Source organism: Shewanella sp. HL-SH5 (assembly GCF_051163755.1).
Classification (GTDB): domain Bacteria; phylum Pseudomonadota; class Gammaproteobacteria; order Enterobacterales; family Shewanellaceae; genus Shewanella; species Shewanella glacialimarina.
This window is the reverse complement of sequence record NZ_CP195038.1, coordinates 3,981,298-3,996,081: the sequence shown is the minus strand read 5'-3', so window position 1 is coordinate 3,996,081 and position 14,784 is coordinate 3,981,298. Positions and strand designations below refer to the sequence as shown.

The window sequence follows — 14,784 nt, the reverse complement described above, 5'->3', positions numbered from 1 at the left end:
AGGTTGCTGAGATATTAATGTTTCAGGAGCAAAATTGACAGCACCACTATTACACTAGCGGTCGATGTTTAGTTTACTGAATATTTTATCTGACAATAATTGATTTGAAGTAGTGGGTATTAAAAAAGAGTATATAAAAATGGGCAAAGTATTAAATACTTTGCCCATTTTTTGTGGTCTAGTGAGTATTACTTGACCGTAGAAGGTTTATTTAACCAAGGTGATCTAGCATCTGTACCACCGTACAATTCGAACTTGCGACTCAGTTTTTGACCGCCATCACGAGTTAGTGGCTGCCAAGCTAAACTGCCACGGTTTGAAACCGGTTTTGGAAATATGGCATCAAAAGGTATTGAAATATAAAATCCTTTTGTAAAGCTACCTTCGCCAAACTCTTCTGCAGACAAGTTTGTTTTAGATGCAAAAGCACCAACAATCACACCACTATTAAACTGTTTAGCCAATTCAACGCTGACTCCACGATCTTCTGCTAGGAATTGACCATAGCTGACTCGAAGTGACACATCATCAAACCATTTGGGTTGATAGTACACACTAGCATGGCCGGTAAACGTTCCTGTTTGTGCACGGAAGTAACGATTTGAGTCTGGATCAAAATTGATTTCTTCATCAAAAAAGCCAAATATATCATCAGGATCACGCTGTTTTACATAGTTTGCATCAACACCAAAAGCCCATTCACTGTCTAATGGACGGTAAAGCACTTCTCCACCGACACCACCAAACATCATTTCTAAATAGCCAACATAAGCCTGGGCATAAATATTCTCACTGACTTTATCCAACCAGGTCAGTTGCAGATTGTCGACTCGAACAGGTGCGTCTGAAACATACTGTCTTACTAGTGTTCTGACTCGCTTTAAGTCAGTTCCATCAGGCGGAGTTTTATATTTAAACTGGTCATAGTTATCAAGTATATTTATATACATTGAACCGCCGACTTCAATATGCTCGGTTAACCAGCGACTGGCGGAACCATTGAGACCAAAGTTGTACATATAAAAGTTTTCTGAGCCACCAAAAGACTGTGCCAGCTTAGGCGCAAAACCAAAGTTCCACTGATCTTCTGTCTGCCAATCAGCTTTTTCTGTTGGCATATTAGGTTCAACAACAGTAATGCTATCTTTGATATCTGCATCAATATAATCGTATTTTACAGCAGCTTTAAACTGTTTGGCATCAATACGCGTTTCTGTTGTAGGTAAATGACCCGCTTCCTCAATAATATTGAATGTTTTAGCTTCAGGAAATTGATTGGCTAAAATGCGACCCGCTTGATCGTGGGCGTGTTTTCTATCGCGATATTTAGTTTGCGTCGCAACAACGGTAACTTGATCATTTTTAATATAAATTTTAGCGCCTTTATATCCTGCATCAAAAGCCAGTTGCTTATTTAATTCAGGTAAATCTACTTTGCGGTCTGCAGTATCAGGTTTATCTTCAATCACAGGTTTTGGTGTGTCACGCCAGTTAGATTTTAATGTATTAAAGTTGGTTGCCAAACTAAAGCCTAATGTCCAGGTATTACCACGCTCGTAACTGAGTTTAAAGTCACCCCAATTACCTGCCTTATATAGGACACCGAAGTTAATTGGGCTGTCTTGCTCTAATAGAACGCCGGTTCGAACCGCGGGGAAGTCTGATTGATAATCGTTGCCGTCATACTCTACCTTTAAACGCAATGGATCCCAGGGGGTTTGATACTCAATACCGGCAAAAATAGCGCTACAACCTTTAAACCATCGTTCAAAGTCAATACTACCGCCAGTACCTTTATAACCAGTACTTCTATTACAATCGACAGATGATGTTTTATCGGTATCAATTAAGTTACCACTATTACCAATATAGCCCCAGCCTATACCAATAGTGGCATCAAAAGGACCAAAGGCTTTGGTCATGGCAATAAATTCACTGTCAAACAACCCAGTACCACCAATATCACGTAAGCCTATAGATGTTTCAGGTATCCAATAGCTTTCTTCAAGTAAGCGTAGCTTTACGTCAATACCTTTATCTGTGTAATAAGTGTCACCACTAAAGCTAGGGTCATCGCTGTACAGTACATCAGGCACTTGAGTGTACCTAATGGTTGTTTCTAACCAGGGAAAAAGTTGTAGTGACAAGGCGCCGTGGTAGTAGTCTTCATTGAAGGTGGCATTGACGTTAAACTCCCCTTCAGGCGCCATTCTGCCTGTCGGCATTTGAATCAAACCAACGCCGCCAAAATCATTCTGCGATGGGGTGAGTTTAATGGTGGCAAATTCATCACTTTGCGCTTGAGTAGAAATAGCTATACCACTGATTATTAATGGGATAGCACAAAAAGAATAAACAGTCTGTTTTACATGACTCATGATTAACGCACCCAATGTCTTAGTAATTCGAGTATTGCACTATTTAACTCTGGCTCGTTATCTCTAACACCTTGAAAGTCTAAATAAATGATAGCACCTGGTGCAATATCAATGTGCTGTTGATTCCAATAAGCAATCGGATAGCTAGTGACTTTACCATCAGGCTGAATAAGCCAAGCAAAGCTATTTTCTGAGTCATTAATCGGCATTGCCAAATCTAAATAGGCAGTGGCTGGTTGATTAGCTTTAAATGGTAGTGGGCCATTTTCCTCTACAGCGCCAAGTACTAATACAGAGTCAGATTTTGTCGGTAAAGTCAGTAAATATTGCCCAGTAAGCAGAGGATTTAGTTCTTGTTTGAGACGAATGCTATCGAAATCAAGCGGGATAAATTCTCTTTTAATGAATTTATTGCTATTTATCCATGATGACAATGATTTAAGTGCATTAATATTTTGCGGTTGACCCATGTCGGTATATTTAGTTTTAAGCGAGTTCAGTATTTTCTGCTGCTTTTGTTGAAATTGGGTTTCGGTTTTAGAGTCGTACAGACCAGCGGATAACCAATAAATAGCCTGTGGGTGTTGATTACTGGCAAATTGCGGACTGTGTATTAGACTATCTTGCATTATCTGTACTAGTCGAGGCGCCTGATCATAACGGAGTGTGAGTGATTGCTGTGCCGCAATTGACTGTTTAACCGTAATTGAAGTGCTTGCATTGATATTTTGCGAAAAAGTTATCACAAACACCAAGCATAATTGAATTAAAGACTTCATTTAGCGTCTCCAAAACCGTAAGGTTTTAACAAGGTTATATCGATATACGGCAAATTAGGGGCTATTTTTTGGCGACTTTTCAGCACTAATCCTGTGGCATTATCGACCCAAAATTGATTGGTATATTCCATATTCAAATTGTGAACAACGACGTGTTCATTAAATTTTTTCGCTAATACTGGCTTATCATTAATCGATACCGTTTCATCAGCGATAAAAGTAAATGTCGAGTACTGTTGATAATTAAGGTGATAACCCGGTTGCCAATCAATAGTGTTTTGCCATTGTAAGGGGGTACTGGCTAAATGGAGCCCCAATGCAATAGGATCTGTTTGATCGCTCGTTAAACTCACTCTGTTACCATCATAAAGATTGATGGTTTTTAATAAACGACTGTTGCGAGTAACTAACATACCGGCATCAGATGAGACCCATTTTAGCTCTGCATTTTGTGAGCTAAATTGAGTGGGAGGAAGAGTTTGTGGAGCTTCGACTAAGGCGAGTAGAACATAGGCTTGATGGGCATCGTTAATGGTAACGTAAACACTCGAGTATGGGCTGCTAGCTATTTCACTCACCGGAATGTTATCACTAGGTAGGCCGACAACGCTTTCTTTTAGCATTGCTCCCACCTGTATCGCTGAATTGGTACAGCCAGTGAGCGCCAAAAAGGTGATAATGAATGGTAGGGCTTTGTTATGGGAAGTCGGATGCATACGAGCTCAATTCCTTAAGCTTTAAGATTATTGCTAAAAAAAGAAAATAAAAAAGCACATTAAAAAATGTGCTTTTAGTGCAGCCAAACGACTTAGTTTGATACTGAAGTTGTTGTCGTGCCAGTACCAGTACCTGTGCTAGAAGTCGTTGTGCCAGTGCCAGTACCTGGAGTTGTACCAGTGCCTGGGCCTGTACCATCTTCAGCATTACTGTCTTGCGTAGCAGTAACAACACCAGCTACAACAAGAGCGCTACCTGCAACTAATAAACCAGTTGTAAGACCTGCAGCTCCACCACCACCAGCTGCACCACCAACACCTGCTTGAGTGCCAGTGGTAGTGTCAGCTGCATTTGCAGAAGCTGAAACGATTGTTAATAAAGCAATTGATAACGCGATAGCTGATTTTTTCATATTCAAAGTCTTCCCATAAAATAATTCAAACAAACCTGATGGAATATTAGCACATAACCGACCTACATCCATATATAATTCGATATAATTGCTCAATAAATATTCAGCCCTATCGAATCACAAATTTACACGATATTGTACTTTTTTACAAAAAAATGTTTAGTTTATTATCAATGATCAGTGTGTTGAGGTGCATAGAACTGATAAAATCATTAAAAATATATCATCAAGACTATTTAACTATGCACAGAAGAGCAATTTACCCTGGGACGTTTGATCCTGTTACTAATGGACATGCCGATCTTATCGAGCGAGCTGCGCGTTTGTTTAAGCATGTGATTATAGGCATTGCGTCTAATCCTTCTAAGCAACCTAGATTTACCCTTGAAGAGCGCGTAGCACAGGTTAATTTGGTTACCGCTCATTTAGATAATGTTGAGGTGGTAGGATTTACAGGGTTATTAGTTGATTTTGCAAAAGAGCAGAAAGCCAGTGTATTGGTTCGGGGTTTGCGTGCTGTGTCTGATTTTGAATATGAATTCCAACTGGCTAACATGAATCGTCGTTTAAGCCCTGATTTAGAATCGGTCTTTTTGACTCCAGCTGAAGAAAATTCATTTATATCATCTACCTTAGTAAAGGAAGTGGCTTTACACGGCGGTGATGTATCTCAATTCGTTCATCCACAGGTGGCAGTAGCATTGAAAATGAAAATAGCGCAGATGCATGCGCTGCAACAAGGTAAATAGGATTATGTTAAAAGGATTTAAGCTTTCCGCATTAGTCGCAGCCTTCGGCATAATAGTTATTACCCATAGCCCCCAATCTGAAGCAGCGCCTTGGGTTGATACATCTGATATTTATTTACGGGCTGATATTCAAGCCTTAGCCGATGCAGGTATCATAACTGTGCCAGTGAATACCTACCCGTTAATGTGGTCTGGTATAGGTGTTGATTTATCTAAAGCCGAACCATCACTGATGTCAGCAGATTTAGTCGATGCTTTCGCGCGAGTCAATTTTTATTATCAAATAGCTATTGGCAACCGCAACAACACAAGAATTAAAGCAACCGCAGCCAGTGATAGTGCTCGTTTTCAACATTTTGGTTCTGATTATCGTGAAAAAGGTGAGTTAATCGGCAGCCATGAATATATGGGTGAACGATTCGTTTATAAGATCAGTGCTTCTGCGAATTACGATCCATTAGATGATAAAGAAGTGCGTTTAGACGATTCTTACTTTGCAATGGTGATGGGAAATTGGATTGTTACCGCTAGCACCTTGAATCAATGGTGGGGCCCGGGTTTTGATTCTGGGTTAATTAAGTCAAATAATGCCCGTCCCGCACCATCATTAATGCTTAGTCGTAATAATGCTGCTGCATTTGAAACGCCGTTGTTATCCTGGGTAGGCCCCTGGACATTAACCGCGGGTTTTAGCCGTTTGGAAGAAGAGCGAGCGGTAGCAAATCCACTGCTGTGGAATTTTCGCGGCACTATTAGGCCACTAAAACAATTAGAGCTGGGTGTCTCGTGGACCACCATGTTTTGTGGTGAAGGTGAAGAGTGTGGTTTTTCAACCTTCTTTGATGCTATCAGTGGTGGTAGTGAATGTGCTAACGGCGATGCGAACTGTGATCCTACATTAGACACAAAAAATGGTAATCAGATGGCGGGCTTTGATGCACGTTATTCAGAGAGTTGGTTTAATGTTCCTGTCGGTTTGTATTTAGAGCGCACCTGTGAAGATCCAAGTGGCTCAGCGCCATGGGATTTAGCCGGCTGCGGCATGATGATGGGTGCGGATACTCGTTTTGCTTTTGATAGCCAGCAATACAAATTGTTTTTTGAATACACCGACACTATAGTGGCGTGTGGAACAGATCAAAGTATCTTTAATTGTTTTTACGAACATAGTACCTATAAAAGTGGTTCGCGTTATTATGGCAGAGCTTTGGGCAGCACCTATGACAGTGATGCTAAAGTGTATGCTTTAGGCTTAGTGGGCCAATTTAAAGACAGTCATGGTTTGAGTTCTATTCTACGTTACGCCCAGTTAAATAATGACGGCCAAAACAGTAGTAATGAATGGGCGCCCCAACCACCTAAAGAAGACGTGTTAATGTTAGAAGTGTCTTATCGTATGCCGATTTTGTCGGGAATGGTGACCTTTGGCGGTGCAGTTTCTAGTTCGAAGTTTGAAGTTGAAGATAATAAAACCGATGGTACGGTATTTGGTAGTTATGAATACCGTTTTTAAAGGCTAAATATTTTAGTCATAATGTATTCAATAAAAGGGAGCTTCGGCTCCCTTTTTGTATTCTAGTTTATGAGGCTCATGCTTGATGCAACCGATTTAATTTACCGAGGTTGGCACACTCCACAAAAAACCGTTGTGCGCTGGCCTAATTTTATCTCACTCAATAAATTACCACAGGCTGTGCAGGTTTGACCGCCGCGACCATACACATGTAGTTTTTGGGCAAAGTAACCTGGTTTACCATCGGCATTAGTGAAGTCTTTCAGCGTGGTGCCACCTTGCTTGATGGCGTGAGCTAGAATTAATTTCACCTCATTAACTAAGATGGTCAAACGTTCAATGTCTATATTGCCAGCCGCTGTTTGTGGGTGAATACCCGCAGCAAATAATGCTTCATTGGCATAAATATTACCGACCCCGACGACAATGTGATTGTCCATCAAACACAGTTTAATAGCCTTTTTCTTACCGGCTAACGCAGTTTGCAGTTGGATAGTATTAAAGGCATCGCTTAGTGGCTCAGGCCCTAGCTTAGACAATAGCGGGTGAGCCTCTTCGGGGAGTTCATACCATAACCAGGCACCAAAGCGGCGGGGGTCGTTATAGCGCAGCATGCGACCATTACTGAGGATTAAATCGATATGGTCATGTTTTTCAGGCGGTGTATTACGTGGCAAAATGCGTAAACTGCCAGACATGCCTAAATGTACAATGGTAATGCCAGCATCGGTATCTATGAGTAAATATTTAGCGCGGCGACGCACGCTGTTAATGGTTTGTCCAACAATGTTTTGCGCAACATCCGGGACAGGCCAGCGTAATGAGCTATTGCGTACAATCAACTGGTCAACGGTTTGGCCGACAAGGAAAGGACTGACCCCCTGGCGGGTGACCTCTACTTCTGGTAATTCTGGCATGGCTTAGCAATCTCTCTTATGGTGGGTCATCTACAATTATTCACTTTGATGCTTAGCGAGATTGTACGTTGACTATGGGCAATAGATCAGCGCGTAAGCTTGGGGGAATTTTATACCAATTGAATCCGGGTGATTGCAATAAACCCTCCTCTGTGAATAACAACCACACTTGGGGCTCGTCAATATTGGCAATGGCAAAGGTAATCTTGATAGGTTCAGAGGTATGTATGGGTTCAATTTGTAATGCAGATATAGCAATGTTTTGCCAAGCTTCAGTCCACTGCAAGCAGTTAAGGACGTCATCAGAGCACTGCCATTGACCGTTAGAGTCAGCAAGCCATTGATTATTGATGTGCAGTTGCTTTAACGGCAAGGTGCTGTCAAACAATGGCATTGCATCAGTTGGTACCTGTTCGGTTTTACTATTAATAAAGCTCAGTACAGCAATCATCATTGCTGTGACCAGGATAATAATGGTATTCCATTTTTTACGTGATAAAGCCATAAGCTCAATAGGATAATGAAACGTTATTTGAGTTTATCATCTATGGTGAGAAATACTAAATATCCTCAATGAGGTAAAGTCAGCTTGATAGAAGTAACCACCTACGGCACTGATAAATCGAAATATCTGCACGCTTTCATTATTGCTTTAGCTATTTTCGAGATACGTGAGCTATTTGTTGTTATGGGCATCTAGCTCACGCGGTAAATAAATCGGTGTCTTCACTCACACAATAGAGGTAACAAAATCACAGCGATCAGTTACAGACAATTGCTAATATCCTGCTTGGCTATCTGAACTATCTTCAATTTGACTTATCTTTCCCCCATAGATTTTTCTAAAACGTGAGTTAAAGTTGCTGAATAAAAACACGCTCGCCCTTGGCAATATGCTCATCCTTTTCACCAATTACGATTAAGCAGTTGGCGGTAACCATCGAATTCAACATGCCAGAGCCTTGAGCACCGCTTGAGGTAACATGCACTTGTCCGTCTGCGGCAATACGATAAACCCCGCGTAGAAATTCAGTGCGGCCTGTTTTACTGCGCAACAACTCATCGGCAACCGCTGGCATATAACTGGGTTGCCATTGTTGTTCACCTGCCAATTGTTGTTCACCCGCAAGCTTACGTAATGCAGGTTGCACGAATTGTAAAAATGACACCATGACAGCGACAGGATTCCCCGGTAAGCCAAAGAACAAGCTGTTATTGATTTTACCTACCGCCAGAGGGCGACCGGGCCGCATATTGATGCGCCAAAAATTAATTTGACCAATTTTAGCCAGTACGGTTTTAATGTAATCAGCATTTCCTACAGACACACCACCAGAGCTAATCACAATATCTGCTTGCTCGGATGCCTGAAGTAAAGCGGCTGTAAGTGCCTGTTCATTATCTTCAATAATACCTAAGTCGATAATTTTGCAGCCTAACTTTCTGGCCATTGCTTTGATGGTGTAACGGTTAGAGTCGTAAATACAATTTGGTTTAAGGGCGTCACCTGGCTGGCTGACTTCATCGCCGGTGGAAAATACTGCCACTGTTGGTGCTTTAACCACTGATGCTTGATGAACCCCTAAAGAGGCTAATAAACCTATCTCAGCCGCACCTAAACGCTTACCTTTAACTAGGGCTACCTCATTAATAGCAATATCTTCACCGGCTAAGCGCACATGCTGACCTAGCTTAATATGAGTGGTTTCTAACAGCGTTAATTGGTTGTCCTGAGTGTCGCAAAGCTCCCGAGGTTGAATGGTATCGACACCTTGTGGGGTTGGCGCACCGGTCATAATGCTTACCGCTTCCCCTGGTTTTACAACCTTGTCATAGCCATGGCCAGCCAGTACTTCTGCCACTATGGTGAGTGGCTTGCCAGAAGCAACATCGTGATATGCAAACCCGTAACCGTCCATAGCTGAATTAGTTTGTTGCGGAACGTTAACCGAGGAAATACAATCATTGGCTAAAATACGGTTATCCAGTTCGTCTAAATAGACTGACTCTGTTGCAATAATTGGGGTGACCTGACTAAGAATATGATTAATGCCTTGCGCAACCGAAAGCCCTTGTTGGCCATCACCTGGTGTTTGTGCAGTTAAGAGATCAATCGGCAAAGCGACGTATTTAGCTTGCCAACTTTGTTGATATTGGATGACAAAATCGGCAATTTGAGCAACATTGTTGAGATTTAATCGAGTCAATTCTGCTGGCGTTTGTGTGTCATCGCAGCAAGCAATAGCGACAATGTTGTCATCATGGGTATGGATTAAAGGTTTGCCATGTGACGCGCGATGTAATTCAATTTTAGGCAAGGCCAGCTTTTTAAAACCTTCGACTAAGACTATATCAACTTTATCTACTTCAATTTGTTTCAGCAGGTGAGCTAAGCTCGGGTCTGTCTCTAATGCATCCTCTGTCATTAACGCCCAGCGAACATGGGATGCTACAAGCACTTGCTTCGCGCCTGCTTTGCGCATTTCGTAACTGTCTTTGCCGGGAATGTCGACATCAAAATCATGATGGGCATGTTTGATCACCGCTAAACGAAGTCCACGACGATTCAATTCAGGAATAAGCTGTTTCAATAGTGTGGTTTTGCCGGTGCCACTGTATGCACAAAAACCAAGAACAGGGATAGACAGTGGATTATTAAAAACGGAAGACATAATGACCTCTAATTGAAAGACTGTGCTGGTTTTTATAGATAACTTGGCTGGTTACTCGACCTATCGTCCAGCAAGTTGCTCAGCAAGCTGTTGTTTTTGTTCAGGGGTATTCACATTGATAAAGGCGTTAGGTTGATCAGCAAAGCTGGTCACTTCATAGTGATGCTTGGCGTACCAAAAATCGATTTTACGTTCACCTGCATCTAGAAATGTTTTCATTGAATCACGTAACCCCGGCTTAAGTAATAACACCACAGGTTGTTCACGTATGCCATCGCTAGCCACAACAAGCTCAGCGCCTGTTTGCTGCATGGTTGCTAGCATTCTGCTGGTTAAATCCTGTGGTAATAATGGGCAATCACAAGGTACCACTAATAATAAGTCTGCTTCAGTATTGCCCATCGCGGTGATCATGCCTGCTAAAGGGCCTAAATAGCCGGAGTCAATATCACTCATCACAGGGTAGCCGAACTCGCTATAACGCTGTTGATTACGATTGGCGTTGATCATAATGCGCTGTACTTGTGGTGCTAATCGAATAATCGTATGGCTAATCATCGGCTGGCTGTTTAACTCGACTAAGCCTTTATCTTCTCCGCCCATACGCCTAGCCATACCGCCGGCAAGAATAACGGCATCAATAGTCGGTTGGTGTTTACTTGGCAATGACATAGTGTGATTCCATAACAGAGTAATCTTGTTGAGTATCTAAATTAGGCACATATTGGCTTGTGTGTATAACATGTTGCTTAATATGCCAATGTTGTTGACATAACGCGGTCAAGCCACAGGTTTGATGGCTACTAATCAGTAAGCCAGTACCTTCTGATTTAAGCTGGTTTATCATGGCAAGCACAAGGCGTTGAGAGTGTTTGTCCATGTTTGAAATGGGCTCATCTAGCATGAGCAATTTAGGCTGACAGATCCAGGCCCTAGCAATCGCTAAACGCTGACGCTCACCGCCTGATAACTCACTGGCGCAATGGTGCACCAAGTCGGTAAGTTGAGCCATTTTTATTGCCTGAACTAAGCGTTGCCGTATTGCTTGTGAGCGAGCTTGTCTTACCGTTAATCCGTAGGTTAAATTGTATTCAACACTGCCATCGAATAAATAAGGGTGTTGATGTAAATACACCGCTTTACCTAGCAAAGACTCTGCTTGCCACCAAGCGGGTTGGCTAAAGCCTTGGCTGTTAATATGCCCTTGTGAAGGAGATATTAACCCCGCCAAAATCTTCATTAGAGTTGATTTTCCTGAACCATTATCACCCTGTAGATAAATGACATCCCCCTGGGTAAAGTTCAATTCGTTGACGGAAAATAGTACTTTTTGATCAAACTGCATCACCACATTGGTGGCATTGATTGTCGCCTTTGTTGTGGAGCGAATCGCTATGGTTGAAGACGATTGTCGAGTCATTAATGACTCCTTGGCAGGGCTTTACCCCGTAATGAGCCCAGAGAGAAATTCAGTACTAATGCCAGAATGAGTAACACTAATCCAAGTGCAATAGCCTGAGCAAAGTCGCCCTTGCTGGTTTCTAACGCAATGGCTGTAGGAATATTGCGGGTGACATTCATAATATTGCCACCGACCATCATAGAGCATCCTACTTCAGTTAAAATTCGACTAAATGCGGCTATAACAGCAAGCAATAATGCCGCTCGTAATTCTCGGCACACAGTCCAAATTGCATGTAACCAGTTCGCACCTAATGTGCGAGATGTTTCCCACGCGCGGCGGTCGACGCTGGTAAATGCAGCTTGCGATAAGGCCACTAGCACTGGGGCGCAAATTAACATCTGACCAAAAATCATCCCATTTTGGCTAAACAACCATTTTAAATCACCCATAACACCGTTGCGGGTGAGTAATAAATACACTAATAATCCAATAACAACCGTCGGAATTGATTGTAAAGTTTGCACTAGGTTAGTGACAATCCAACGGCCAGGAAAGTGAGTAAAAGCAAGTAAAAAGCCCAGCATGATGGATGGGATCAGGGTGAACAGTAGCGCAGCGAACGAGACGGAAAAAGACACATAAATGATTGACCACACATCGGGGTCAAAAGAGATCAGCAAGCTGAACGCTTGCTGCAAAAGGGCTAACCAGCCTTCACTCATTATTGATAAGTTGCCTTAAACAATTGCTCTCCTTGCACGGTGAACTCATTAATCATTTTTTGTGTAGCAGGGCTGATTAACCAGTCACTTAATGCTTGTGCACCTTGATGATTCAGCTCAGGGTATTTTGTCGGATTAATCAGCATAACTTGATAAGGGTTGGCTAATTCAGCGCCGCCTTCAAAGCTAATAGTTAAGTCCAACTTTGCTTTGTAAGCTACAAATGTACCACGGTCTGTTAGCGTATAAGCTTGTAACTCATGCGCCATTAATAGGGTTTTACCCATACCTTGACCAACCGAAGTATAGCCTGCAAAATCAGGCTTGACGTTAGTTTGTTGCCAAATCTCCAACTCTTTCATATGTGTGCCAGAGTTATCGCCACGGGAGATAAACGTGCTTGGTTTGGTGGCGATACGCTCAAATGCCTGGATAACGCTTTTAGCATTGTGCACACCAGCAGGGTCATTTTTAGGTCCTAAGACCACAAAATCGTTTTCCATAATGCCGCGAGGTTGAATGCCATAGCCGTCAGCGACAAATTTTGCTTCAGCAGCAGGAGCATGAGTCATCACGATATCTACATCGCCTTGGCTGGCGAGTTTAATTGCCTGACCAGTGCCTGTGGCGATTACCTGTACCGAGTAACCTGATTGTTTTTCAAACCTAGGTAATAATGCGCTTAATAAACCAGAGTTTTCAGTGCTGGTGGTCGTTGCTAATTTTATTACGCTGTGATTTTTATGCTCATGTGCTTGTAATAATGGACTAAAAACTAAGCTGCCCAACACGCTAAATGATGCCGTAATACAGGCGATTTTCTTTAACATTAAATTATCCTTTTAAACGACGATGGAATTGCATAATCCATTACAGGAGGTGTAAGTCTCGGTTTAGTAACCGTTAATACTGTCCGCTGTTAAGCAAGTTAAATGCCAATTACATAATGTGCAAATTCAGTTCACGGCAAAACCTTAATTTGTGAACCAGATCCCACGGTGGTTAAAAACACCTAAGACAAATTGTCCCAAGGTCACTTTTTGGTGGTTCATCCTGACCCAGTTTCTATCATTGAGTGCTAAAGTAACGCCAAGTTGAGCCAAAATGTCCAATTGGAGTAATTATGAGCATCGCTGTAAGCGCTAACACCAGTATGTCGGTTCTAATCGTTGACGATGAGCCTGGAATGCGCAGCTTCTTAACTAAAGCCATGTTGAAAAAATTTGCTCTAGTCGAAACCGCATCAAGTATTGCACAGGCCGAGCAACTCCGCAGCCAAGGTCATTTTGATTTGTTAATCGTCGATATTCGGTTACCCGATCGTTCAGGCATCGAATGGCATGAAGCATTAGATGATACAGACCGTCAGTCCGATATTATTTTTATGACGGGTTATGCTGACATGGATGTGGCGATTAGAGCATTACGAGCGGGCGCATCAGACTTCATCATGAAGCCGTTTCACTTAGAACAAATGATGACAGCTGTTGATCGTTGTATTGAAAAGCGTTTACTAAAGCGTGAAAATTTTATGCTAAAACGTGAGCTGTCCCATGGTCAGTCTTCTACCATCATTGGCAGCAGTGACGCGATTAATGAAGTTAAGCAAGTGATAGAACGTGTTGCTCAAACCAATGCGGTTGTTTTAATTGAAGGCGAGTCAGGTACAGGTAAAGAGCTTGTCGCGCGCCAGCTACATCAGTTGAGTGGACGAGCAGGCCCATTTGTACCGGTGAATTGTGGCGCTATTGCACCAGATCTATTGGCCAGTGAGTTATTTGGTCATATAGCAGGATCATTTACCGGAGCAAAAAGCTCTCGGGAAGGATTATTTAGTTTTGCTTCCGGTGGGACTATTTTTTTAGATGAGATCGGCGAAATGCCGATGAATATGCAAACGGCACTATTGAGAGTGTTAGAACAACGTGCAATTCGCCCAGTGGGTAGTGAGAAAGAAGTGGCAATTGATGTGCGTGTTGTGGCGGCCACTAACCGGTTATTAATTGAAGAAGTCGACCAAGGCCATTTTCGTCGAGATTTGTATTACCGTTTAAATGTACTGAATATTTTAATTCCACCTTTACGTGCTCGTCCAGAAGATGTGGTGGAATTAACCCATCATTTTACGGTACAGATATCACAGGACTTGGGCATTAAACCGGTTCTATGGAGCCATGAAGATTTACAAGTTTTAAAGCAGCATGAATGGCCAGGTAATATCCGTGAGCTTAAGAATATGATTGAGCGATGTATTTTATTAGGTAAGCCCCCTGCAGAATATTGGAAAAAAACTGAACAAGCAGAAACTGTAGATAATTACGGCTACCCCCTAAGTTGGACATTAAAAGATGTTGAAAAACAGCATGTAACACAGGTGGTTGACTCCCATGATGGCAATAAATCCGCAGCGGCGAGAGATTTAGGCGTATCGCGAAAAACCTTAGACAGAAAGTACAAAGATTGGTTTGGGCAAGATAGTTGCGAGGATCAAAAGGAAGCTTAATCGTGTCACTTTTTAAA

14 protein-coding genes are annotated in these 14,784 nt (G+C 42.2%); 3 read left to right on the top strand and 11 right to left on the bottom strand.

Annotated elements, in window-relative coordinates:
- Positions 1-188: 188 nt before the first annotated feature.
- The 4 genes from ACRWQM_RS17525 to ACRWQM_RS17510 all read right to left on the bottom strand — a co-directional run bounded on the left by ACRWQM_RS17525 (position 189) and on the right by ACRWQM_RS17510 (position 4,286).
- Positions 189-2,378: a YjbH domain-containing protein gene (locus tag ACRWQM_RS17525; RefSeq protein ID WP_434930758.1), complete on the bottom strand. Its 2,190-nt coding sequence runs from the start codon at positions 2,376-2,378 to the stop codon at positions 189-191.
- Between the two features lie 2 nt (positions 2,379-2,380).
- Positions 2,381-3,157 (bottom strand): capsule biosynthesis GfcC family protein, encoded by a 777-nt coding sequence (locus tag ACRWQM_RS17520; protein ID WP_434930757.1) that lies wholly within the window; start codon positions 3,155-3,157, stop codon positions 2,381-2,383.
- On the bottom strand, positions 3,154-3,780 hold the full coding sequence (locus tag ACRWQM_RS17515) for a YjbF family lipoprotein (protein WP_434930756.1): 627 nt from the start codon (positions 3,778-3,780) through the stop codon (positions 3,154-3,156). Before ACRWQM_RS17515 ends, ACRWQM_RS17520 begins: the two co-directional genes overlap by 4 nt.
- Before the next feature lie 185 nt (positions 3,781-3,965).
- Complete coding sequence (locus ACRWQM_RS17510) at positions 3,966-4,286, bottom strand: hypothetical protein (RefSeq protein ID WP_434930755.1); 321 nt, start codon at positions 4,284-4,286, stop codon at positions 3,966-3,968.
- Between the two features lie 242 nt (positions 4,287-4,528).
- Between ACRWQM_RS17510 and coaD the strand changes: the two genes are divergently transcribed.
- Together coaD and ACRWQM_RS17500 are read left to right on the top strand one after the other, a co-directional pair.
- Positions 4,529-5,035 carry a pantetheine-phosphate adenylyltransferase gene (gene coaD / locus ACRWQM_RS17505; RefSeq protein ID WP_434930754.1) on the top strand — a complete coding sequence of 169 codons (507 nt, stop codon included), beginning with the start codon at positions 4,529-4,531 and terminating at the stop codon, positions 5,033-5,035.
- A 4-nt stretch (positions 5,036-5,039) separates the two neighbouring features.
- A complete protein-coding gene (locus ACRWQM_RS17500; protein ID WP_434930753.1) occupies positions 5,040-6,548 on the top strand; it encodes a capsule assembly Wzi family protein in 1,509 nt (502 codons plus the stop codon).
- Between the two features lie 101 nt (positions 6,549-6,649).
- Here ACRWQM_RS17500 and mutM read toward each other — a convergent pair whose 3' ends face one another.
- The 7 genes from mutM to ACRWQM_RS17465 all read right to left on the bottom strand — a co-directional run bounded on the left by mutM (position 6,650) and on the right by ACRWQM_RS17465 (position 13,094).
- Positions 6,650-7,465 (bottom strand): bifunctional DNA-formamidopyrimidine glycosylase/DNA-(apurinic or apyrimidinic site) lyase, encoded by an 816-nt coding sequence (gene mutM, locus ACRWQM_RS17495; protein ID WP_434930752.1) that lies wholly within the window; start codon positions 7,463-7,465, stop codon positions 6,650-6,652.
- A gap of 52 nt (positions 7,466-7,517) precedes the next feature.
- Complete coding sequence (locus ACRWQM_RS17490; RefSeq protein WP_434930751.1) at positions 7,518-7,970, bottom strand: hypothetical protein; 453 nt, start codon at positions 7,968-7,970, stop codon at positions 7,518-7,520.
- Positions 7,971-8,319: 349 nt separating this feature from the next.
- Entirely contained in the window at positions 8,320-10,137 is a 1,818-nt protein-coding gene (locus ACRWQM_RS17485; protein WP_434930750.1) for a bifunctional molybdopterin-guanine dinucleotide biosynthesis adaptor protein MobB/molybdopterin molybdotransferase MoeA, read from the bottom strand.
- A 60-nt stretch (positions 10,138-10,197) separates the two neighbouring features.
- Positions 10,198-10,809: a molybdenum cofactor guanylyltransferase MobA gene (mobA, locus tag ACRWQM_RS17480; RefSeq protein WP_434930749.1), complete on the bottom strand. Its 612-nt coding sequence runs from the start codon at positions 10,807-10,809 to the stop codon at positions 10,198-10,200.
- On the bottom strand, positions 10,793-11,557 hold the full coding sequence (locus ACRWQM_RS17475; protein ID WP_434930748.1) for an ABC transporter ATP-binding protein: 765 nt from the start codon (positions 11,555-11,557) through the stop codon (positions 10,793-10,795). The genes mobA and ACRWQM_RS17475 overlap by 17 nt, the downstream gene beginning before the upstream one ends.
- Complete coding sequence (locus ACRWQM_RS17470) at positions 11,557-12,264, bottom strand: ABC transporter permease (protein ID WP_434930747.1); 708 nt, start codon at positions 12,262-12,264, stop codon at positions 11,557-11,559. Before ACRWQM_RS17470 ends, ACRWQM_RS17475 begins: the two co-directional genes overlap by 1 nt.
- Complete coding sequence (locus ACRWQM_RS17465; RefSeq protein ID WP_434930746.1) at positions 12,264-13,094, bottom strand: substrate-binding domain-containing protein; 831 nt, start codon at positions 13,092-13,094, stop codon at positions 12,264-12,266. The genes ACRWQM_RS17470 and ACRWQM_RS17465 overlap by 1 nt, the downstream gene beginning before the upstream one ends.
- 293 nt (positions 13,095-13,387) lie before the next feature.
- On the opposite strand from ACRWQM_RS17465, the gene ACRWQM_RS17460 reads away from it, so the two are divergent.
- Positions 13,388-14,767, top strand: a complete 1,380-nt coding sequence (locus ACRWQM_RS17460) for a sigma-54-dependent transcriptional regulator (protein WP_434927786.1) — start codon at positions 13,388-13,390, stop codon at positions 14,765-14,767.
- Positions 14,768-14,784: the final 17 nt, after the last annotated feature.

Excerpts from the sequence above, each read along its gene's own strand:
- ACRWQM_RS17500 (WP_434930753.1), top strand. The coding sequence starts at position 5,040 with ATGTTAAAAGGATTTAAGCTTTCCGCATTAGTCGCAGCCTTCGGCATA.
- ACRWQM_RS17520 (WP_434930757.1), bottom strand. The coding sequence starts at position 3,157 with ATGAAGTCTTTAATTCAATTATGCTTGGTGTTTGTGATAACTTTTTCG.
- ACRWQM_RS17515 (WP_434930756.1), bottom strand. The coding sequence starts at position 3,780 with ATGCTAAAAGAAAGCGTTGTCGGCCTACCTAGTGATAACATTCCGGTG.
- ACRWQM_RS17490 (WP_434930751.1), bottom strand. The coding sequence starts at position 7,970 with ATGGCTTTATCACGTAAAAAATGGAATACCATTATTATCCTGGTCACA.
- mobA (WP_434930749.1), bottom strand. The coding sequence starts at position 10,809 with ATGTCATTGCCAAGTAAACACCAACCGACTATTGATGCCGTTATTCTT.
- ACRWQM_RS17525 (WP_434930758.1), bottom strand. The coding sequence starts at position 2,378 with ATGAGTCATGTAAAACAGACTGTTTATTCTTTTTGTGCTATCCCATTA.
- ACRWQM_RS17485 (WP_434930750.1), bottom strand. The coding sequence starts at position 10,137 with ATGTCTTCCGTTTTTAATAATCCACTGTCTATCCCTGTTCTTGGTTTT.
- ACRWQM_RS17465 (WP_434930746.1), bottom strand. The coding sequence starts at position 13,094 with ATGTTAAAGAAAATCGCCTGTATTACGGCATCATTTAGCGTGTTGGGC.
- mutM (WP_434930752.1), bottom strand. The coding sequence starts at position 7,465 with ATGCCAGAATTACCAGAAGTAGAGGTCACCCGCCAGGGGGTCAGTCCT.
- coaD (WP_434930754.1), top strand. The coding sequence starts at position 4,529 with ATGCACAGAAGAGCAATTTACCCTGGGACGTTTGATCCTGTTACTAAT.
- ACRWQM_RS17475 (WP_434930748.1), bottom strand. The coding sequence starts at position 11,557 with ATGACTCGACAATCGTCTTCAACCATAGCGATTCGCTCCACAACAAAG.
- ACRWQM_RS17510 (WP_434930755.1), bottom strand. The coding sequence starts at position 4,286 with ATGAAAAAATCAGCTATCGCGTTATCAATTGCTTTATTAACAATCGTT.
- ACRWQM_RS17460 (WP_434927786.1), top strand. The coding sequence starts at position 13,388 with ATGAGCATCGCTGTAAGCGCTAACACCAGTATGTCGGTTCTAATCGTT.
- ACRWQM_RS17470 (WP_434930747.1), bottom strand. The coding sequence starts at position 12,264 with ATGAGTGAAGGCTGGTTAGCCCTTTTGCAGCAAGCGTTCAGCTTGCTG.